Origin of the sequence: Pseudoalteromonas sp. TAE79, from assembly GCF_000498015.1 — a bacterium.
Classification (GTDB): domain Bacteria; phylum Pseudomonadota; class Gammaproteobacteria; order Enterobacterales; family Alteromonadaceae; genus Pseudoalteromonas.
Window position 1 is genome coordinate 1 of sequence record NZ_AUTL01000248.1, and the last position, 23,608, is coordinate 23,608.

Annotated in this window: 12 protein-coding genes and 2 pseudogenes; 13 read left to right on the forward strand and 1 reads right to left on the reverse strand. The window is 40.2% G+C overall.

All coding sequences use genetic code 11. The annotated features are described in order from the left end of the window. From L655_RS0119625 to L655_RS0119635, 3 genes and pseudogenes are all read left to right on the forward strand, one after another. The coding region (locus L655_RS0119625) for an IS66 family transposase (protein ID WP_024604091.1) at positions 1–994 on the forward strand (994 nt) is incomplete at its 5' end. 174 nt (positions 995–1,168) lie between these two features. Further along, positions 1,169–2,500, forward strand: a pseudogene (locus tag L655_RS01000000125930) (OprD family outer membrane porin). Positions 2,501–2,606: 106 nt separating this feature from the next. Further along, a complete protein-coding gene (locus L655_RS0119635) occupies positions 2,607–3,476 on the forward strand; it encodes an alpha/beta hydrolase (protein WP_024606023.1) in 870 nt (289 codons plus the stop codon). 66 nt (positions 3,477–3,542) lie between these two features. Here the strand turns inward: L655_RS0119635 and L655_RS0119640 are convergent, their stop codons facing one another. Then, positions 3,543–3,932 carry a DUF2750 domain-containing protein gene (locus tag L655_RS0119640; RefSeq protein ID WP_002962412.1) on the reverse strand — a complete coding sequence of 130 codons (390 nt, stop codon included), beginning with the start codon at positions 3,930–3,932 and terminating at the stop codon, positions 3,543–3,545. A gap of 224 nt (positions 3,933–4,156) precedes the next feature. Between L655_RS0119640 and L655_RS0119645 the strand changes: the two genes are divergently transcribed. The 10 genes and pseudogenes from L655_RS0119645 (at position 4,157) to L655_RS0119690 (ending at position 23,542) form a co-directional block, all read left to right on the forward strand. Further along, positions 4,157–5,200, forward strand: a complete 1,044-nt coding sequence (locus tag L655_RS0119645) for an alkene reductase (protein ID WP_024606024.1) — start codon at positions 4,157–4,159, stop codon at positions 5,198–5,200. Between the two features lie 194 nt (positions 5,201–5,394). Beyond that, complete coding sequence (locus L655_RS0119650; protein ID WP_024606025.1) at positions 5,395–7,764, forward strand: TonB-dependent receptor; 2,370 nt, start codon at positions 5,395–5,397, stop codon at positions 7,762–7,764. A gap of 74 nt (positions 7,765–7,838) precedes the next feature. Continuing rightward, on the forward strand, positions 7,839–8,966 hold the full coding sequence (locus tag L655_RS0119655; RefSeq protein WP_024606026.1) for a sulfatase-like hydrolase/transferase: 1,128 nt from the start codon (positions 7,839–7,841) through the stop codon (positions 8,964–8,966). After that, a pseudogene (locus L655_RS01000000125935) lies at positions 8,963–10,044 on the forward strand (alkaline phosphatase D family protein). Before L655_RS0119655 ends, L655_RS01000000125935 begins: the two are co-directional and overlap by 4 nt. A gap of 161 nt (positions 10,045–10,205) precedes the next feature. After that, positions 10,206–13,505 (forward strand): exodeoxyribonuclease V subunit gamma, encoded by a 3,300-nt coding sequence (gene recC, locus L655_RS0119665; protein WP_024606027.1) that lies wholly within the window; start codon positions 10,206–10,208, stop codon positions 13,503–13,505. Next, positions 13,492–17,070, forward strand: a complete 3,579-nt coding sequence (recB, locus tag L655_RS0119670; protein ID WP_024606028.1) for an exodeoxyribonuclease V subunit beta — start codon at positions 13,492–13,494, stop codon at positions 17,068–17,070. The genes recC and recB overlap by 14 nt, the downstream gene beginning before the upstream one ends. Next, positions 17,067–19,115 (forward strand): exodeoxyribonuclease V subunit alpha, encoded by a 2,049-nt coding sequence (gene recD / locus L655_RS0119675; RefSeq protein WP_024606029.1) that lies wholly within the window; start codon positions 17,067–17,069, stop codon positions 19,113–19,115. Before recB ends, recD begins: the two co-directional genes overlap by 4 nt. A 462-nt stretch (positions 19,116–19,577) precedes the next feature. Further along, positions 19,578–20,903, forward strand: coding sequence for a PAS domain-containing methyl-accepting chemotaxis protein (locus tag L655_RS0119680; protein ID WP_024606030.1), 1,326 nt, complete (start codon positions 19,578–19,580; stop codon positions 20,901–20,903). A gap of 292 nt (positions 20,904–21,195) precedes the next feature. Next, positions 21,196–22,263, forward strand: coding sequence for a hypothetical protein (locus L655_RS0119685; protein WP_024606031.1), 1,068 nt, complete (start codon positions 21,196–21,198; stop codon positions 22,261–22,263). A gap of 217 nt (positions 22,264–22,480) precedes the next feature. Next, positions 22,481–23,542 (forward strand): hypothetical protein, encoded by a 1,062-nt coding sequence (locus L655_RS0119690; protein WP_024606032.1) that lies wholly within the window; start codon positions 22,481–22,483, stop codon positions 23,540–23,542. Positions 23,543–23,608 lie beyond the last annotated feature (66 nt).

The window sequence follows — 23,608 nt, forward strand, 5'->3', positions numbered from 1 at the left end:
ATTCCCCCAAGGTGTTAACGGTCCTATTCAATATGGTGTTGGTGTGAAAGCCCATGCGGTTTACTTATCACAATATCAATTACTCCCTTATAACCGCATTGAAGAATACTTTAGTGACCAACTAGGTATTCCGATCAGTGCCGGCAGTTTATTTAACTTTAATGAACAAGCAGCGGCACTAGTAAAGTCATCGGGCGCAGAAGGTATCATCAAAGCGGCATTACAAAGCCCGCATCAAACTTTGCATGTTGATGAGACTGGCATTAATATCGGCGGTAAACGGCGATGGCTTCATGGTGCATCAACGACTTGGTGGACTTATTTTTATCCTCATGAAAAAAGAGGAAAAATAGCGATGGATGAGGCCGGTATTTTACCGCACTTTACCGGTGTGCTATGTCATGACCATTGGAAGCCATATTATCAATATACCCAATGCCAACATGCATTATGTAATGCTCACCACATCCGAGAATTAGAAAGGGCTTGGGAGCAAGACGGCATGCAATGGGCGAAGGATATGCAAACCTTACTTAAAGAAATGAATAAAGCTCAAATAGATAATCCCGACCTAGATAAAGGGGCTAAACAGAAATATCGTGAGCAATATCAAAAAATATTGCTTCAAGGTGACGCTAAATGTCCACCACCAGAAAAAAGTAGCCGAGTGGAAGGTCAGCGAGGCCGATTAAAGCGAACCAAATCCCGAGCATTATTGGAACGACTAAGAGATTATCAAGATGATGTTTTACGTTTCATGATGAGCACTGGCGTGCCATTTACCAACAACCAAGGCGAGAATGATATTAGGATGACCAAGGTTCATCAAAAAATATCGGGGTGTTTTAGAAGTAAGCAAGGAGCTGAAATGTTCTGCTTGCTGAGAAGCTATTTATCGACTTGCAGAAAACAATATGTATCTGCAAGCCTAGCCCTTGAGTTATTATTCAAAAATCAGCTGCCTGATATATTCATTTCAGATGAGGCTGAATAGTTACAAAATTAAAACATTATAAATTTATATTGTTCTATATTTACTAGCATGAAAGAAATGTAATTACTTGAAATGTAATTACCTTATGACATGTTTGCCGTGTAGGTCAAAAGCATACATATTCCTATGTGCTGCACAGTAAAAACTTAAAAAAACAAGGTAACGGAGATAACTATGGCTCACCGAGTATCTAAATTACTTGCGGCAACAGGCGCAGTATTAACATGTATTTCTATTCCTTCGTATGCTGCTGTTAATGGGCTGACAGAACAAGATGAATTTAATATAAAACTTAGATCAATTTATTTTGACCGTGACTACGATAACGACGCAAGTGACGATTCAACTTTTGCTCAAGGTATAGAGCTCAATTACACATCGGGTTATATAAATGATTTATTGAGTGTGGGTGTATCGACTTACACCGTAATGAATATTAACTCTACAGGTTCAGCCGCAGGTAATATTTTACCAGCAGGTAATGAGAGTGGCGGAGTAGACGATAGCTTTTCTAAATTTGGTCAATATTTTTTAGATTTTAAATTGGGCAACAACGGTCACGTTAAAGTAGGTGGGCAAAAAACCAAAAGTATGCTTTTAAAAAGCTCAGGCAGCCGTGCTATTCCTAATACTTTTAGAGGCGTTTTTGGCGATTACAAAATTGGCAACACTAAATTATATGGTTACGTATACGTATACGACAAATGGAGCCGTCGACATGATGAAAGATGGGAAGACTTTTCTACCGATCAATCGGCACCTGGCGCCATTAGCGTAATTTGGGGCGTAGGTGCTACGCATAAAAAAGACGACATAACATTAGAGGCTGAATATTTAAATTCCCACAATTAGCTAAGTAAAATGGGATTAAAAATTAGTTACGGCATTAAACTTAAGCAAAGTAAGTTAACCCTTTCAACTGGCATATTTACCTCACAAGATGATGGTGATTTATTTGTAACAGGCGCAGAGGGCGGCGATTTAGATGATGAAGATGCACCTGGTGTATTAACAGGTTTAACTAAAAGTGAAAACGATGGATTTGCCTATTACTTAGATGCTGATTGGAAAAAAGATATTTGGAGTGTAGGTGCGGCATTTACTAAGGTAAGTGATGCTTGGATTGAAGATAACTTTAGTGGCGATCATGGTACAAACCCATTTCCAACTCGCTCATTGATTGGTGCCGATTTAACAAATCAAAACGAGGCAACGTGGCAGGCACGTTTTGGCATTGATTTAAAAGCAGTATCGCCAGGTTTAACAACAAAGTTTTACTACACAAGCGGTAGCGATGCTGAAAACTCTGCGCTGGGTAAGTTAGCTGGCACAGCTGATGAAAAATATTGGGCTGTAGATACGCGCTATAAAGTTGAGAAAATAAAAGGCTTAAGTTTGCGCTGGTTATTTGTAGATTATACAACCGAAAAATCAGGCAGCGTTGATGGTGTTAAAGGCGACAGAGCCGACCACCGAGTTTATGTAGATTACACTATTAAATTTTAAAATAACGTTTAATAAGCCAATGCAAATTTATACATTGGTTTTATTTCCTTTATTAATTACCACTATGATAAAACTAACAAATAGATAATAAAAATAAAGCTAATATATGTTTTCTCTTCAACAGTGGCAATCGCAGGGCCAATTCACTCATATTTCTGGCCATCAAATATTTACAAAAATAGCTGGTGATATAACTAAGCCTGCGCTGCTTTTAATACATGGCTTTCCAAGTGCTAGCTGGGATTGGGAAGGTATGTGGCAAACGCTTAGTGAACATTATTTTGTAATTACGCTCGATATGCTAGGTTTTGGTTTGTCAGATAAACCAATAAACGCTACTTATAAAATTACCGAACAAGCCGACTTATATACCCAATTTTTAAAAACGTTAAATATTAATGACGTACATATTTTAGCTCATGACTATGGCGATACAGTGGCTCAAGAGTTATTAGCAAGGCAAGTGGTTAGCCAAAGTGACTTTAAAATAAACAGCGTGTGTTTTTTAAATGGTGGGTTATTTCCTGAGGTGCATAAACCATTATTTATACAAAAGCTTTTACTTTCAAAGCTAGGTTGGATAGTGCCAAAATTAATGAATAAACAAAAATTTGCCAATAATTTAGTGACTATTTTTAGTAAAAGTACACCGCCTTCAAAACAAGTGGTAGACACACTTTGGGAGTTGCTAATTTATAAAGATGGTTTAGCCGTTATGCCTAAACTCATTAGCTATATAAAGCACAGGCAGCAAAACAGAGAACACTGGGTTGGTGCCATCATAAATAGCAATATACCACTTACGTTTATAGCTGGCGCAGAAGATCCCATCTCTGGTAAGCACATGATTGAGCATTATAAAAAGCTGGTCCCCAATGCGCGCGTACAAGAGCTTGTAGAGCTTGGGCATTATCCGCAAGTAGAAAATCCAGATGCTATTACGCAGGCTTATTTGGATTTTAGAAATTGCCAATAAAAACGCGGCACTAAATTAAGTGCCGCGTTTATAAATTAATAACTCTGAGTATTTAGGCTTTGAACCTTAATATTTTTTCTTTGGTGCTTTTAATTGTTTTTCAAACTCATCTGAAAACAATATCGTGCCGTCGTCTTCCTCTGTAGGGAAGGCTGCAATAAGTAGGTCATCTTCTTCAAGGCCTGGTGTCCAGCGACTAAACCAGTCAGCAAGTGGAATTGCTTTAGCGCTGCAGCCAGCCCATTCGCCAGTTGCCCATGCTTCTGCAAATTCGCGAGTTGGCCAAACTGGCACACAGTCGTCATCTTCGTTGGCAAGCATAACGCAGCCATCATCATCGTTTAAAATCCATACTTGTTTAAATTGTTGTACGGTTTCGAACATATAGGCTAGGCGTTTTTTTGCCCCAAGCCCTAAAATTACTGCTTGTTCTTCGCTTAAATTTGGCGTTGTCATAATTAGCTCACTCTTAATTACTATATCTAAATTATATGCACACAAGTATATCGAGTTATATGACAGAGTGTTGAAAAGTTGCTATTTAATTTCAGCAACGCAGATCTAATTTGTATATTGAGCAGTATAGGTCACAACTAATTTGAGCGAACATTCAAAATAAGCTTGAATGTTTGTAAAAAGGCCACATTGTAGTAAGCATATACTTAATGAAGGATTGAAAAATGATTACTGATTTACTTGCTCCGTTTAAACTAAATAATACGATTGAGCTTAAAAACCGCGTACTTATGGCGCCATTAACGCGTTGTATGGCTGACGATAACTTAGTGCCAACACAAGATATGGTTGAATATTATGCTCGCCGTGCCGAAACCGGTTTAATTATTAGCGAAGGAACTATTATTCGTCCAGACGCGCAAGGTTACCCAAATACACCAGGTTTATTTACCAGTGAGCAAATTCAAGGTTGGAAAAAAGTAACAGACGCAGTGCACGCTAATGGCGGCAAAATGTTTGCACAGCTTTGGCATGTTGGCCGTGTTGCACATCCTCACTTTTTTGATGGCGATGTACTGGCACCATCAGCAATTGGCGTTGAAGGCTCTGTACCTCGTATGCGTGAGCTTACATATATCACACCAAAAGCAGCGACTATAGATGACATTAAGGGCCTAGTAGCTGATTACGCAAAAGCTGCTGAAAATGCGATTGAAGCGGGTTTTGACGGGGTAGAAATTCACGGTGCTAACGGGTATTTGATTGACCAGTTTTTACATTACGCTGCAAATACACGCAGCGACGAATACGGTCAAACGCCTGAAAATATGTCGCGTTTTGCACTAGAAGTAACCGATGCAGTTATCGCTGCTGTAGGTAATGAGCGTACTGCTTTACGTGTTACACCGGGTGCTTATTTTAATATGAGCGAAGATAACCGTGATAAAACGGTATTTGATTACTTATTACCAGAGCTTGAGAAGAGAGATTTAGCATATTTACACGGCGGTATTTTTGACGACAGTACAACGTTTGATTCGCTTGAAGGTAAAACGACGTCTGAATTTTTACGTGCAGGCTACAAAGGTACATTAGTAGGCGTAGGCAGCTATACTTTTGAGTCAGCAAAAGAGGCAATTAACGATGCTAAGTTTGATTTAATCGCTATTGGTCGCCCACTTATCGCAAACCCAGATTACATTAGCAAAATTGCAAACGGTGAAGAGTTAGTTCCTTACAGCGATGAAATGCTAGCTGAATTGAAGTAACAGCTAAATATTATATTTAGTTATTAAGGCACCCAAAGTTAAACCTTTGAGTGTCTTTTTTTGTACATATTCCCGCCATAAATCTTCCATATTTGTTTAACCTTTATGTAAATAAAGTTCATCCTCGTTGTCATATTTAAAATTCATACTGTGCTCGTTTTCATATTTCATAATTAAAACTAAACGGGACAACAATGTACGCTTTAAAAAACAAATCGCTATTGAGCATGGCTATTGCCATGGCGGTATCAACATCTACTTATGCTAACGACAACACCATAGAAGAAGTAACCGTTGTAGCTAAACCAACGAGCTACGCTAACAATGTTATTGAGCCTACAATGCTTGAGCAGCAAAGTTCGGTATCGAGCATATTATCGGTTATTGATAACTTACCAGGGATTAGCATAAACGAAGGTGATGCATTTGGTGGCGACGATTGGTCTACTACAATCACTATGCGTGGTTTTAGTATTGATGGAAACCAACAACAATTAGGTATGACCGTTGATGGCATCCCCAATGGTGGCTCTAATTACGGCGGTGGTGCTAAAGCTAACCGTTACTTGGAGAGTGAAAATTTAGCAACGGTAGAAGTAGGTCAAGGTACGTCTGATATTAAGTCGGCTTCACTTGAAGCACTAGGCGGGACATTTAACTTTGTAAGTAAAGACCCAAGCCTTGAAAAAGGCACTACCTTTGCTTATACCTCAGGCAGTCACGATGCCACGCGTTATTATATTAAACACGAAACAGGCACTGTTTTTAATAACACACAAGCGTACGTAAGTTACTCGCAAACCGATACAAGCCGCTGGATTGGTTCAGGCAGTAATGGGGGCAAAGACAACCAACACGCAGAGCTTAAGTTTGTATCTAATTTTGACGATTTAACACTTACTGGTCGTTTATCTTACGATGATGTAAGCGAGACAAACTATAACAGCGTAAGCCTTGAGCAGTTTGAACAAACACCCGATTGGGATCAGCTAACATGGAATTGGACAGGAGTTCCGCATTTTGACCAAATGTTTGCAGAAGGTTGGGGAACGCTTCGTGAAAATACCTTAGGCTATTTAAAATTTGAATACGCTATTTCGCCAACTTCATTATTAACTGTTAGCCCTTATTATCATAAAAATTCAGGTCGCGGCGATTGGATCCCACCTTATTTAACAACGCCGGTTGATGAAAATGGCAACCCAACAACCGAGGGTGGCACTAATGCAGGCTCTTATGGTTTTGCTGATAGTGAAGGCAACCCGCTTGCACCCAATGCCGATTGTACGCAAAGTTTGAGCTGGCCATGGGAGTCGGGTCCTGGTTTAAATCCTGCGTGTTACGATGCAACAGCAACGCCTGTTATGTCTTACCGCCACACGCATTACAACAAAGATCGTTTAGGTGTAACGGCAAATTACCAAGCTACATTTGGTGATCACGATATCGAAGCGGGCTTTTGGTATGAGCAAAGCGAACGTGATGAATCGCGTGATTGGCACAAAGTAATTGATGCGCGTATTTATCATCACTTTGATAGCACGCCTTACTGGACACAATACAAAAACACTTTTGATACCGATACATTCAAATGGTACCTACAAGACTCGATTAATTTTGGCGACTTAACATTAAATATTGGTGCAAAACAATATTTAGTTGAATTACAAAAATACGACCACTTTGCTAACGAAAGATCAGATAAAGTAGATAGCGACTCAGACGTGTTATTTAGTGGTGGTGTATTGTATCAGCTAAATAACAGCACAGAATTATTTGCTAGTTACAGCGAGAATTTTTCAGCAATAAAAGACGGTGTACTTGAGCGAGATAGCTCAACACTTATAAACATAGAGCCAGAAACTGCCGACAACATCGACTTTGGTGTACGTTACCAAGCCGACAGATTAACCCTTACAGCAACGGCTTACAGTGTTAAGTTTGATAACCGCATTACCTTTATTGCCCCTGGTAGTGGCACAGATGGGATTGATTACACCATTGGTACAAATGGCTCGTACGTAAATGTAGGGGGTATTGACTCAAATGGGCTTGAGCTTGCAGCAAGCTATATGTTAACACCAAGCTGGAGCGTGTACTCGTCGTATACTAATAGCAGTTCTGAGTATTCATCCGATGATCCAAATGCATACGATTCACAGGGTGTAATATTAAGAGATGAAAGTGGTAATGAGGTAGCACCGAGCTTTAGAAAAGGCGACAGCATAATAGATTCATCAGAAGATTTATTTGTGGTATCTACCGATTACTTTAGCGATGGCTTTCGTGTTGGTTTATCGGCTAAATACACTGGTGAGCGCTTAGGTGCATGGCAAGACGAAGATACTCGCACGCGTAATAAAGTAGACGGCTACACCGTACTTGATTTTAATGCAGGTTATTCAACTGACGTAGATGCAGGCCCGTTTAAAGCCATTGACGTATCGTTTGTTGTTTATAACGTTACTGACAAAAGCTACTTAGCAGGTGGTACTGGTAACGGCGCTACTTATTACATTGGCGCGCCACGCACCGCAGCAGTTACATTTACCGCTGACTTTTAATTAAGTTTTAGTAATTGAATTAAAATAAAGCCCATCATTGATGGGCTTTATTATATGAAAGGGCGCAAAACGCGATGAAAACGATTTTAAAAGTAACACTATTTAGCTTAAGTGTATTAGCGAGTAACTTTGCAGCAGCAGCGCAAAATGTAGTGCTGGTAACGCTTGATGGAGTACGCTGGCAAGAAGTATTTAATGGGGCTGATAATAGCTTAATTAATAATACTGATTTTGTTAAAAAGCCAGAGCAATTAAAGACCCAGTTTTGGGCAAAAACAGCAAATGAGCGCCAGCAATTACTAATGCCTTTTTTAACGCAAGTAGTGGCTAAACAAGGCGTAATTATTGGCGATAGAGCTAACGGCTCTACTATGTCGGTAAGTAACCCGTGGTATTTTTCATACCCTGGTTACAACGAAATACTCACCGGTGAAGTTGACGAAAGTATAAATAGTAACAACAAAGTGCTCAACCCAAATAAAACTATTTTAGAGCGTTTAGATAAGTTACCTGAGTTTAAAGGTAGCACAGCCTTATTTGGTAGTTGGGATGTATTCCCATACATTGTAAATACTAAGCGCAGTAACGTGTATGTAAATGCAGGTTTTATGTCAATTGAAGAGAGTTTATTCACCGATGCGCCGCTGTTAAATGCGCTACAAAGTGAAATCCCCAGTCCTTGGTATAACGTACGACTAGACAGTTTTACATATCGCTTTGCTAAAGCGTATATGTTGGCTAAAAAGCCTAAGTTGTTAGTGATAAGTTTAGGCGAAACCGATGACTTTGCGTATGATGGTCATTACGATCAATACCTTAAATCGGCAAGGCAAAGTGACGCTTTTATAAAAGACTTATGGGCAACTATTCAAACTACAGCGGGTTATAAAAATAACACCACACTAATTATTACTACTGATCACGGCCGTGGCAATAATGCCAATGATTGGCAACATCACAGCTCTAAACGTGCACTTGCTGAGCTAGAGTTAGGTGAAAATACCTACCCAGAAGGAATTGTCGGCTCTGAACATATTTGGCTTGCAGCCATTGGCCCCGCAATAAAAGGTAGTGGCTTAATTAAAACTAAAAATGAGCTTAAACAAGCGCAAATAGCGGCGACCGTTTTAAAGGCGCTTGGGCAGAATCCAAATGAAATAAATTCAAATATGGCGCCTGCTATTAGCGAGATTTTAAAATGAAGAACCTATTAAAACCATTAACCCTAACTGCCTTGGCGTTGAGTTCGGTTATTAGCGCAAGTATTACTGCCGCGCCATCTAAAATCCTATTTGGTTCGTGTGGGCATCAAGATAAAAACATACCCATATTTAATACAATTAATAAAGAGCAAGGGGATTTGTTTATATTTTTGGGTGACAATATTTACGGCGATACCAACGATATGGAGTACTTGCCGATAAGTACCAACGTTTAGGGGCAAAGCCTGGTTTTAAAACGTTAAAAGCGCAAACGCCTATTATTGCTATATGGGATGACCACGATTATGGCCAAAACGATGCCGGTAAAGAGTATCCGCATAAAGAGCAATCACGCCAAATTATGCTTAATTTTTGGGGTGAACCTGTAAACTCAGCGCGTCGCACTCGCCCTGATGGAATTTATACCTCGTACATGTATGGTGAAAATGAGCAAACCATACAAGTAATAATGCCTGATTTACGTTGGAATCGTGATGCGCTAAACCATGTAGGTGAGCTTGAATACTACACTAAACGTAAGTTAAATAACCAAGGCCCGTATAGTCCCAGTGAAGTGAAGGGCGCATCCATGCTAGGTGAAGCCCAGTGGCAATGGCTTGAACAAGAGCTTAAAAAGCCTGCTGCAATAAAATTGATTGCCTCAAGCTTAAAATTGATTGCCTCAAGCTTACAGCTTTTACCCGATTTTACAGGTTGGGAGTCATGGGCAAACTTTCCTGAAGATAGAAACCGTTTATTTGCATTGATTAAAAAGCATAAGGTAAATGGGGTCGTGATCATCAGCGGCGATACGCACTGGGGTGAAATATCAAAGTATCAGCAAAACCTTGATTACCCATTAATTGAGATGACCAGCTCTGGCTTAACTGAAAAATGGAAAGACGTAAGCCCTAATAAACACCGAGTAGGGGATTTTACTCATAACGTAAATTACGGTGATTTAAGCATAGACTGGCAGCAAATTGATCCCACTATTTCACTTAAATTAAAAGGCATTGATGGCGAAGTAATAATGCAAAGTGACTTTAGTTTATCAAGTATTAGCCCTTATAAATAAACTCACTACTACGCACAGTATATAAAATAGATGCTGTGCGTATAAAAATCTGTAAATTAGTTCTTAACTCTCTGATTTATTAAAGCCAATTACCCGTTTGAGCTACCCCTAATATTGAAAATATCTTACACTGGTTTTATCTCAAGCAAGGTCAGTGTTATATGCTAAATATTATTCAATCAAACCGCATGGAAGCCCTGCAAGCGCAGTTCCACCAGCTGTTAAAAGTAAACCCATTGCAAAGCCCGTTCGACAAAGAAGTAGTGCTAGTGCAATCGCCGGGTATGTCGCAGTGGTTAAAAATAGGTTTGAGCGAAAACTTAGGGGTCGCAGCGCAGGTTGATTTTCCGCTGCCGTCGAGCTTTATTTGGCAGTTGTATCAGCAATTGCTGCCAAATGTCCCTAAAGAGTCGGCGTTTAATAAACCTAATCTTGCTTGGAAACTGTTTGCAATTTTACCAAACTGTATTGACGAGCCATTATATTTATCGCTAAAAACCTATTTAGAGGGCGATATTGACGGGCAAAAAACCTTTGCGTTATGCGAAAAAATAGCCGATGTGTACGACCAATATTTAATGTACCGACCGCACTGGATAGCCACATGGGATAGCGGCAAAGATGAGCTTGATGACGTAGATGTAACCATTGCCCCATGGCAGCCTGACTTATGGCGACGCATTGTAAAACTAAGCCAAGAACTTGGGCAAAGCCAATTTCATCGCGCTAATATGCAAGGGCAGTTACTTGCAGCACTTGAGACTATGGACAATAGCATACTGCCACAACGCATTAGCTTATTTGGTATATCGGCGATTGCCAGCTCCCAGCTAGACGTATTTGAAGCGCTGAGTAAAAAAACAGAGGTTATATTATTCTTTTTTAACCCGAGTGAGCATTACTGGGGCGATATTATAGATGAAAAAACAGCAGCTAAAATAAGCGCTAAATACGCTAAAATGCCGCTGGTGGAAGCGCAACAAAAAAAACACACCAACCCAGATGAAGAATACTACTTTATAGGTAATCCGTTGTTATCGTCGTGGGGTAAATTAGGTCGCGACTATTTTGAGCAACTCGTACAGCTAGATGCTCGTTGGATTGATGGCTTTATTGATGTGTTTGACGACACCTTACTAGGGCAAGTACAAAGCGAGATTTATCAGCTTGCATTTAAAGGCGAATCACTGACCGATAATAAAGAGTGGTTTATAAACGACGAAGGTAAGTTACCAATCAGCGCAACCGACACCAGCATTACGCTCAGCGATTGCCATACACCGCTCAGAGAAGTTGAGCGCTTGCACGACTACTTACTTAACTTATTTAATCAAAACCCAACGCTTACCCCCAAAGACATAATTGTCATGATGCCCGATGTAGGCACTTACAGCCCCTACATTGAAGCCGTATTTGGCGGGGCACAAGGCAGCCGCTTTATTCCTTATGCATTGGCCGATTTAGCCATAGAGCAAGAAAAGCCCGTCCTTAGCTCATTTACGAGTTTAGCTAACTTACCGTTTTCGCGCTTTGGTGTGTCGGATATTCTCGATTTATTACAAGTGACGCAAATAGCCGAAAAATTTGGGCTTGAAGCGCACGAATACGAGCAAATTCAATACTGGCTTGAACGTGTAGGCGTTAAATGGGGTATAAACGCAGCGCATAAAAGCAGCTTTGATTTACCCGCTATCGATTTAAATACCTGGCAACATGGGCTCAACCGTTTACTGCTTGGTATAGCCATGCGCGACGAACAATGCCCGTTTAACGGTATTTACAGCGCTGATGAAGTAGAAGGCATGGCGCTTGATACACTCAACAAGCTCGTGCACTTTATTGATGTACTGCAAAGCTTTAAAGAGCAGCTAACGCCTGATGACACGCTCACTAATAAAGCGCATATTTTAAGCGAGCTATTAAACGCCATATACGAAAGTGAAAGCGACGACAGCTGGGATTTATTAGTACTTCAAAACGTGCTCGAAGAGTTACAAAAACACCACGACAACGGCGATTACAGTAAAGCGGTTTCGCAGCGTATTGTTAGTTACTTAGTTAAACAAGGCATTCAAGAAAAAGGCGTAGGGCAGCGGTTTTTGGTTGGGCAAGTAAACTTTTGTACGCTTATGCCCATGCGCGCCGTGCCATTTAAAGTAGTGTGTATGCTGGGCTTAAACGATGCCGACTACCCGCGTAACGTACAACCCATTGGTTTTGACTTGGTGCCTTATTCTAAAAAGCAAAAAGGTGACCGATCACGTAAATTAGATGACCGCTACTTATTTTTAGAAGCACTACTGAGTGCCCGCGACAACTTATACATGAGTTACATTGGTCGCTCGTGTTTTGATAACCAACCGCGCATGCCATCAACGCTTGTAAGTGAGCTTTTAGAATATATTGGGCGTAGTTTTGTATTAAGCGAAAAGAGTGAAAAAACGCTGCCCGCATGTCTAATTAATCAGCAGCATTTACAGCCCTTTAATAGCCATTACTATTTAGCCGATGAGCAAGCAAATACTGTGCTGAGCAACCACAGTTACAATCCAATTTGGCTGCCAAGTGAGTCAATTAAACCAGAGCCAGTTATTGCGCTTGATGTGACTGTGCCAGATCAGCTAGATCTTGATGTGTTTATTAGAAGTGTGTGCAGCGCACAAGAGAGCTTTTATCAACAAACATTGGGCTTACGCCTGCCACAATTTAACGAAGTAGCAAAAGACGAAGAACCCTTTAGCCTAGATGCGCTGCGCCGTTATTTTTACCTTGATGAAATACTTAAAGCCAATATAAACGAGCAACCCCTAAGTACCGAGCAAATACTGCAGCGGGGTGAGTTACCTCAAGCCAATGTAGGCAGCCTCATATTTGAGAGTATGGAGCACCGAGTTGACGCGCTTGCAGGGCAAGTAAGAGAGCACATTAAAGGCGGAAAAAGTGAGCCGATAGAAGTTTTGCTTACCATTGAAGGCACCAAAGTAGAGGGCTGGCTCAATCATGTTTATTTGCAAAAACAAGTGTTTTACCGCAGTGCGAGTATTAAAGCGAAAGATTTAATTAAAGGCTTTATTTATCACCTCGCAGCGCAAAGTATGGATCAACAAGTAGAAACATTGTTACTTGGACTCGATAAGCAAATTACCTTTGCGCCAATTAATAAAGCTGATGCCGATGCATTGTTACTTGATTGGTTTGAATTATACAAAGCGCTGCGCGCAGAGCCTGTGCCATTTTTTCCGGTAAGTGGTTATGAATACGTTAAAAGCGGCGGCGATATAACAAAAGCAATGAGCAAATTTAGCCCGCAATACATAGGGCGAGGCGAGGGCGAAAACCCGTATATTCGCTTAACGGTGCAATCGCTAAACGACTGCCAAGAAGAATTTATAAAATGGAGTGATAAATTGCTCACGCCTTTATTTGAACACGCAAAGGAGAGTGACCATGCAAGCGCTTAATCCTCTTACTATGCCGCTCATTGGTCAAAGTTTAATAGAAGCCAGTGCGGGTACTGGTAAAACTTATACAATTACGGGGCTGTATTTACGTTACTTACTAGGTATGCAAATAGAAGGTGAGTTAAATACGCCGCTCAGTGTTGAGCAAATTTTGGTAGTAACCTTTACCGACGCTGCCACTCAAGAAATTAAAGACCGCGTACGTAGCCGAATTATTGCTGCGCGCGACGCATTGCTTGGGCAAGACCCAAACGACGAACTCATTGAAGGCGTAATTGCCAAAATTGATGATAAGCACCGCGCGTTTGATTTGCTCGATGCAGCTGCTAAATCAATGGACGAAGCCGCTATTTTTACTATTCATGGCTTTTGTCAGCGGATGCTAAAACAACATGCGTTTGAGTCGGGAGTGGCGTTTAATCTCGAATTTATTTTAGATGAGCGCGACATATTACTTGAAACTATTAAAGATTTTTGGCGTGCGTTTGTATACCCACTTAATAAAGAACGCACCGATGCTATTTTAGATGTATTTGCCGCACCAGAGTCTTTATTCGCTCAAGTGGCGAGTATTTTAAACAAAGCTAATGCGCACATTACGCCACAAATAAATTTAGACGATGTGTGGAAAGCCCGTGACGAGTACATAACCCGTGTGCCTGCATTTAAAAAAGCGGTGTTAGAGCAAGAGTTTATCGGTGCTATTAAAGGCTCGGGTTTAAGCGGGTCTAAAACGCCAGCACGAAAAGGCAGCCTTGGTGCGCTTGAAGCATTTTGTTTAGGCGGCGATTTGTTTTTTGAATTTGGCACTAACAAGTATTCGTTTGAAGTGTGGAGTACAGAAAACCTAAGCGATGCAGGCAATTATAAAAAAAATCAGCCATTATTTGTGCATCCATTACTGAGTCAATTTGACGAGCTTGCCGCACTTAATAACAGCATAAACCAAGGGCTCAAAATAGCGGTTGTACAACATGCAGCGCGCTGGGTAAAAGCCGCAATAGTTAAGCGCAAGCAAGAGCAAAGCGTGATCACCCCAGATGATTTACTGACCAATTTACACAGTGCGCTTAATAACGAGCAAGGCGACGTACTGGCGCAAAAAATTGCGCAGTTGTTTCCGGTTGCTATGATTGATGAATTCCAAGATACCGATCCAATTCAGTACGGTATTTTTAGTAAAATTTATGGGCAACAAAATACCACACTTGCCATGATAGGCGACCCCAAGCAGGCTATTTATGGCTTTAGGGGCGCAGATATTTTTACGTATATTGGCGCAAAAGAAGCTGTACAGACTGATCAGCAATTTACGCTGGGTACTAACTTTCGCTCAAGCACCGATATAGTAAATAGTGTTAATAGTTTATTTGGCAAACACGCTAACAGCTTTATTTATAACGACGCCATACCGTTTAACGCAGTGGCTGCTAAAGGTAAAAAAGCGGAAGACTCTTTTTTAATTGATGGCAAACCCGCGACCGCATTCGAATTTAATGTATTTGTGGATGAAGCCGCCGATGAAAAAAACAAACCAACCAACAAAGGTGTAGGGCAAGCACATTTAGCCGCTCACTTTGCTAATAAAATAGTGACCCTGCTTGAAAAAGCAAAACAGGGGGATGCGTGTATTGGCAGTAATCCTGTAAGTGCTGCCGATATTTGTATATTAGTGCGCGACCGTGTTGAAGCGCAAATAATGAAAAAAGCGCTAGATGATGCCAAAATAGCGAGTGTGTATTTATCGCGCGAGAGCGTTTTTAGCCAAGAGCTTAGCCATCACCTGCTTAACTTTTTAACGGCGCTGCATGGGCAATATGACGAGTCACTGCTGCGCGGTGTTTTAGCTGGTCCGCTATTTTGTCTAAGTTATAACGAAATACATGCACTCGCCGATGATGAAAATAAATGGCAAGACTACTTAAACTTTTTTGCACAACTTAGTCATATTTGGAACAAGCAAGGCGCTATGGCAATGCTTGAGCGTTTAATGAGCCATAATCAGCTTAGCGCTAGATGGCAAGGTTTAGGGTATAACGTTGAGCGTTGGCTGACTGACTTTAGGCATTTGGGCGAAATACTTCAACAAAAACAAATAGAGCTTGAAGGCACGCTGCGTTTACTGCGCTGGTTTGCACAAAAGGTAAGCCAACAAGATGGTGAAACAGTACAAGTACGCCTAGAAAGTGACGCCAACTTAGTTAAAATTGTTACTATGCATGCCTCAAAAGGGCTAGAATACCCACTGGTATTTATGCCATTTGCCAGTGGCTATCGCGAAACTAAAGAAGCGCTTTATCACAATAATGGCAAGCTGATTTACGATTTAAGTAAAGACGAAGATGCCCTGCAAAAAGCAGAGCAAGAGCGTCTAGCTGAAGATTTACGCCTGCTGTATGTAGCACTTACTCGCGCCGTGCACTTTTGTGCGCTGGGTGTTTATAATATTGGGCAAGGGCAAAGTAGCCGCTTAGCTATGCAAAGTAGTGCACTAGGGCATGTGTTATTTGCAGGGCTTGAACTTGCCAGTAGCCAAACATGGCGTACGTATTTAAGTGAGTTTTGCGACGCTAATAGCGCGATGAGCTATCAGCAATTTACCTCACACACATTATTAGAGCAGGGAACACTTAGTTTTAATAATAGTAAAATTGCGCAGCAAACATTAAGTGTTAATAAAGTAACGGCAACTATTGAGCGTAACTGGCGAGCAACCAGCTTTAGCGCGTTGAGCTTTAAAAAGCACAGCGACCAATTAGCCCCAGGGCGAAGCGATGAAGATCATGAAAAAGACGAGTTTGCAGTGCAAGAGGACGAACTGCCATCACCTTATAGTTTTCCTAAAGGGCCAAAGCCCGGTAGTTGTTTGCACGAAATATTTGAACAAATAGATTTTACTAGCCCAATAGTCCACCCAACTAATACTGAGCAAAACTTATCGGAAGTTGTTAAGCGCTGCCTTGAAAAATACCACATAGGTGAGCAATGGCGAGAAGTGGCTGAAAAGTGGGTGCTCGATGTTCTTGCGTGCCCCCTAGATAACAGCTCTCTAGATAAGAGCCTTCTTTCATTGGGTGTACTTACACCAAGCGACTGCCTAGTCGAAATGGAGTTTAATTTACCACTTGAGAGCTTAAGTGCACCTAAGCTAAACGAAATGTTGGTTAAACATTTTGGTTTTACGCAAAGTAAGCTTGAATTTTCACAAGTAAAAGGCTTGTTAAAAGGCTTTGTCGATTTAATATTTTGCTACCAAGGCAAATATTATATTTTAGATTATAAGTCTAATTATTTAGGCAGTACGCCAGCTGATTACGAAGGCGATATGCTTGAGCAAGCGATGAGCAGTCATCAGTATCATTTACAGTATTTAATCTACACGGTAGCGCTGCATCGTTTATTAAAACAACGTATAGCTGATTACTCGATAGAAACCCATTTAGGCGGCGTGTATTACACGTTTTTACGTGGAATGCCGACAGGGCAAGGCGTGTACTTTAAAAAGCTAACTGAAGAACAAGTGATTATTTTAGATGGCTTATTTAGCCAAGGAGCTATGCTATGAGCGATTTAAATGAGCAACCTGGCTTGTTTGACGATATAGACGAGACACTTAATAATGAAACCGCAGAGCCTCTTACTTCAAAAAATGTAGCACAAGATGCCCCATTAGAGGACATTGTGTTAAATAATACGATCACCGAAGTCCCGTTACTTGAGTATTTATTAGCGCAAAACCGACTGCGTGTAGTTGATGTGAAGCTCGCTGAATTACTGTGTGCTAATGACATTGAGCAAACTCACAATGAACTATTTTATATTATTTTATTGCTGTGCTTATCACAGCAAAGCCAGCATAGCTGCCTAACCTTAAATGAGGTTGACTGGAGCAATCCTTTTAACTTGCGCAAAAGTGACTTTAATAAACTCGATGGCAATGTACCCAGTACGCTAAGCCCGTTTAGTGATGATTTTAATGTACACACAGCGCTTAATTATTTACAAAGCCATGAAAGCGTGGGCGAAAATAAACCACTGCAGCTGTTTAACGAGCGACTTTATTTTGCGCGCCTTGCCGGTTATGAGCAAACACTCGCGGATAGACTATTAAGCATGAGCGAGCGAAAGCTCAATATTAATAATGAAGTATTGGCTGAACTTTTAAATACCTATTTTCCTGCTGATTCGACAATTGAAACTGATTGGCAAAAAGTGGCGTGTGCGATTGCGGCCACCAAAGGCTTTAGTGTGATCACGGGTGGCCCAGGTACAGGTAAAACTACCACAGTGACTAAGTTGCTGGCTATTTTGCAGTCACTTTATGAAACAGCACCCCTTAGTATTAAGCTGGTGGCCCCTACAGGTAAAGCCGCTGCAAGATTAAGTGAATCTATTTTAGGTGCCAAAAATAAGCTCACAACGATTCCTGATGATATAAAAACGCTGATCCCGCAAAGCGCTCAAACTATTCATCGCTTATTGGGTGTAAAACCGTTTACTAATAAATTTAGGCATAACAAAAGTAATCCGCTGCATTTAGATGTACTAATTATTGATGAAGCCAGTATGGTCGATTTATCGCTGATGGCTAAATTAATAGAAGCACTTCCTGCGCACGCGCGATTAATACTCCTAGGTGACAAAGATCAGCTTGCCTCGGTAGATACCGGCAGCGTAATGAGCGATTTATGCCAAGGTTTAACACTTGGGCAAACGCCAAGCTACTCGCAAGCACGTTGTGATGAGCTAAATAGCTTATGTTTTAATAATGAGCATAAGCTCGTAGCGCAAAGCGTGAGTGAATTTAAACTCGCAGATTGCATTGCCTTTTTACAACACAGTTATCGATTTGATGCACAAAGCGGCATTGGTCAACTCGCACTTGCGGTAAACACCAATAACACCGGTATTTTAAATTACGTAGAGCAAGAAAGTAGTGAAGGGCGCTTTAACGATGTAATTTTAGATTACGACTTTGTAGCAAAACCAATTGAAAAGCTTGTTAAAAGTGCAGCAAGTCATTATGCAAAATACCTTAACTTAATTGCCCAAGGTGCAGATGTTGCACAGGTGCATGCTGCTTTTGCTAGTTATCAGCTTTTAGCTGCGGTACGAGAGGGCGATTACGGCGTGCATAGCTTAAATCAGCGAATAGAGCGCGTATTGCAACAGCAAGGTTTAATAACAGTTAGCCCTAATACTCATCATTATACAGGCATGCCCATTATGGTGAGCCAAAACGATTACCAGCTTAAGTTATTTAACGGCGATATTGGTATTTTAATGCCCGATGAAAGCAATCAGCTCAAAGCCATATTTATTGACGAGCAAGGTAATCAACGAGCATTTTCGCCAGCACGACTCCCTGCACACGATAAAGTATACGTAATGACTATTCATAAATCACAAGGTTCAGAGTTTAGTTACACCGCTATGGTACTGCCACCGCTAAAACAAGCGCGCATGGGTATTAACAGGCAATTAGTGTATACGGGAATAACCCGCGCTAAAAATAAGTTTGAGCTGGTGGCTGACAAAAAAGTACTGCAACTAGCAATGAATAAAAGCGTATCAAGAGCATCTGGTTTATATGAAAGGTTACAATTTTAAGCTTAATTTGAATTTTTTATTAATAATTTAGCTTCAAACTGCTTGTTATTTATCGCGTTATTATAAATGTCTTCTATACTAAAGTTAATTTTATATTGAATGTATTCGGGCGTGTTGATCTTTGGTGGGTGAATTTGCGGCAGTGTGTTTGGTTTTTAGGCAAGGCAGAGCCTATGTAGTGTGGTATTCCCCATAAATAGGCGATAACGTAGTATAAATACCAAACATACGCTGCCCTTTGGATTCTTTCTAGGGACGTACATGGATGTAGGTAAGGGGCGTGAGCAGGACGCGGAAGCTTTGCTCGGTTTTTACTTATTCTTACATGGATGTAAGCCATTAGAATAACGCAGGAGCAGTTATCGAGCCCACTAGGTTACAAACCTCGCGCCGTGATTTAATCGCCCCTAGATTGAACAAATTTCAATCCACAAAGGTCAACACGCCCTAGTAAGGATATTAATGTTTTTTTCTAAAAATAAGCAAAATGAAATAGCCTCTTTAAAAGCAGAACTCTATCCGTTACAACAAGTGTGGGAAGGGCTTTACCGAGAGATGTTAGTACTGAACATTCTCTATGATGGCAGAATTTCGCACGCCAATGATAGGTTTTTAGAAAATTTAGGCTACAACGAAGACGATCTTACTAATAACTCTTTTGATGATTTTATTACTGAGTCATCTCGTCAATCTTCAGAATTTAAAAGCCTACAGCAAGCTATAAAAAAAGAAGGACATTGGGGCGGTGCATTACAAATTGCGCGCGGTGATGGTGAAGCTGAATGGTTACGTTTAATAGTACATCCTGTAAAAGGGGAGCAAGATCAGTTGCTCTATTTTTCTATATTCGGGAGTGTACTTACAAAAACAATTACAGCTTCTCGCGAGCAAAGCGATACTATTAAAGCTATATATCGCTCTATGGCGGTAATTGAATTTGATTTAGAGGGCCATGTTTTAAAAGCAAATGAACAGTTTTTAGCTGCAATGGGTTATCAAGAAAGTGAATTAATAGGAAAACACCATCGCACATTTTGTGAGGCTTCAGAGTACAACTCCCAAGAATACCTGCAATTTTGGGATAAATTAAGAGATGGTCAATTTATTGCTGAGCGCTTTAAACGCGTAGATAAACACGGCAATATTGTTTGGTTAGAAGCGTCATATAACCCAATCTCAAATGACGCAAATGAGCTTTATAAAGTGATGAAGTTTGCAACAGTTATTACTGAACAAGTAAATCAAGAAATTGCAATCTCACAAGCGGCCGAGATTGCTTATAGCACCTCAACCCAAACGGATAAAAAAGCAGAACAGGGCGCGAGCGTTATACAAGACACTGTTGCAGTAATGACTGAGCTGGCTATTAACATGGAGCAAGCTGCGAATGAGATTTCAGCGCTTGATCAGCAGTCGCAGCAAATATCAAGTATTGTACAAAGCATTAGTAGCATTGCTGAACAAACAAATTTATTAGCATTAAATGCCGCAATTGAAGCGGCTAGAGCTGGCGAGCAAGGTCGAGGCTTTGCCGTTGTTGCAGATGAAGTTAGGCTGCTTGCATCGCGTACATCAAAAGCAACAGAAGAAATTGTAGAAGTTGTGCAACGTAATCAATCACAAACACAAAATACGGTTGCTGTAATAGAAAAAGGTAAAGAAAAAGCAGAGCAAGGCTTGGCGTTATCTAAAGAATCTGGTGAAGTGATGCAAGAGATCCAACAAGGCGCGCAAGAAGTTGTAAATGCGATTGGGCAATTTACCAGTGAGCTTAAAGCCAACGGTTAGATTAGCTTTGTCCTTATTCTATAGCGGGCACTTTTAATGGTGCTCGTTTTAATATTATACCTCAATATCCCCCTGAAACTCATTTAATAATTTCATATTTAACAACTATACCTTTGTTAACTCATTAATCAGTATGAAATAAATTCCCACCCTTCCTAAATGATAATAGGTTGTTGCATTTTTGTTCGTTGTTCCTAATACTAGTGAGCGCTTAGGCTGACAAGCTTACGCAGACCAACATGAATACCTTAAATGATAATAAAATATTAAGTACACAACATTAAGGAATTGTATGAACAACAAATACACACACAAATTAATTAAGCCAAGCCACCTAATCGTTGCGGGACTTGCTATGTTAATGAGCTTTTCTGCAGCGAGTAAAGACTACAAAATTATATTAATTCACGGGTTACAAACTTCGCAAATAACCAATAAGTCGGGTAGTGATGTAATTAATGACGGTGAAACATATTGGCAATCGTACTGGAATAATCGTGCAGATGAGCGAATTGATTGGCCTGCTTATGAGCGAATTGAAGGTAAAATTGCTACCGATTGGGTGTGGCCAAAGTTAAAGCAAATTTCACGCTCTAATTTATGCAGTGATGGCTGTGTATTTGTAACACATTCAACAGGCGACTTAGTTGCACGCCATATTATTGATAACCAAGAAAACTGGTTAGAAAACGCAGGCTTACAGCCGCTTAATATTGTTGCGACGTTTGATTTAGCAGGCGCGGGCGGTGGAAGTGAGCTGGCTGATGTAGCAGTTAGTGCTTTAACTGGCGCATCATGGAACTTTGCGGTCGATGCAGCACTCAAATGGTGGCTAGGGAGCGATGTAACCGAAGCTGTTGGTGTATTACACGATTTAAAAGTGAATAATGCCCGTAAAATATCGCCATTTCCTGATGCACGTACACCTAGATTACGCTTTGTGGCAGATGGTAATGCGTATTTAGGTTTAACAGGTGGATTTTTAAAAGGTAATGATGATTCGGTTGTAGCATCGCACTCTTCATGTGGTGCAAGTTCGGCTGGCTCGTTTGGAAGTTGTAGCAGCAGTATTGATACAGATGGCCATTTAAAATCGCAAGGTGATGCTGTTAGTAGCTTTATGCCAAATCATTATCCAATGATGATGAGTGACAGTTATAGCCATAACGAAATACATAACGCGCAGCGTAAAGGTAATGTCACAATAGCCATGAATAACGTAAATGTTGAAGGTAATAACGTAGGGTTTAATACGTTTGATAAAACTACAGGTAGTTGGTTTTGGAAAAAACAATATCGTTATATTAAGGATTCAAATAATTTAAGTGCATCAGCACTTATTTATAATGTGATTCCATAACATAGAAGGCGTGTAGTTATACCAATCTGCATAAATCTTTGATCAATTTAACGAATTAAATTGCACTATAACGTTGTTAAAAATTTTTTATTTAGAACAACTAGATACAAAAATTTTTGCCTAGTTCTAGCGTAATTTTCTTAACGTTAAATAGACCCCATATATAAGCAGATTAGTATTAAAAACTATACGCCTTATAAAAGATTGAAATATAAAAATGAAAAAATTTTATGTCGTTGCTTTAATTATTAGCACTATTTTATTTTCGCTATGGTTTACTGGTAAAAATGATGCTCATAAAGCTGCTGAGCCAATAAAACCACAGATTAAACACAGTGCGAACGCAGCTGATTTATCACCTGTAAAAGTGATTCCCATAGATGTACCTAAAAAAAATAAAACACAATCAAAAAAGCAAGTCGCGTTTAATGAAGACTTAACAAAAGCGGCGCAGCAAGTGTTTATGCAATACCAAAGCGCACTCAAATTTCCTCCTTATTCTCAACCATTAAGCCCACTAGATGAAGACCGATTAAAACCAAACCAGTTTTACCCTGTGTCGAGCCCTATTGACGAAAGTGGTGATGCTTTAACGTTAAGTATTAAGCAGTATCGTTTTGTATACCCAGAAGAAATAATAATAAGAGTAAGTGCTCAAGGACTTGGTAAAGTAGTCGTTGAGCTTGCAAATACAGATACAAAAGAAGTATTAAATACTCATATAGGTAATGCACGTGAAGGTGAGGCAACTATCACCTTTAAAGGAGAGGATGATTACCCTCGTAGTTTGCAAGTGTTTGTAGAGGGTGATGTTGCTGGTAAAAAAGTCCCTGTAGTTGCACAAATTCAATATATGGCGCCGAGTGCGACTTTAACAGGTTTTGAAACTGCATATGCACAAGATGAAAACATGGTCGTGCCAGCTAATTTAACAGTGATAAAAAGCGGTTTGTATCGTGTTAGGGCTAACTTATACAGTGGCGATACACCACTTGCTCATTTAGTATCTAAAGAGCGGTTAGCACAGGGAAGCCAAACACTTAATTTGAAAGCTCACTGGTCGGTATTACCACAAGGTATTACAGATATGCGTTTAAGTGATTTTGTAATTGAGAAAATGTCCCCAAGCCCCGGTGAGCGTAACAGCTTTGGGAATAGTGAAATAAGTCACTTTGATATTAACGATTTTTCGTACGATAGCTTGCAACAGTTGCCATACCAGGCCAATGCACAAGAAAAGTTAAGTTTAGAGTTTTTACAAGGTTTAGCTGAGAGTTAAAGTAAAGCTTAAGATTAAATTGGTAAATTAAAGGGTTTGTATATAAATACAAACCCTTAATCCTTT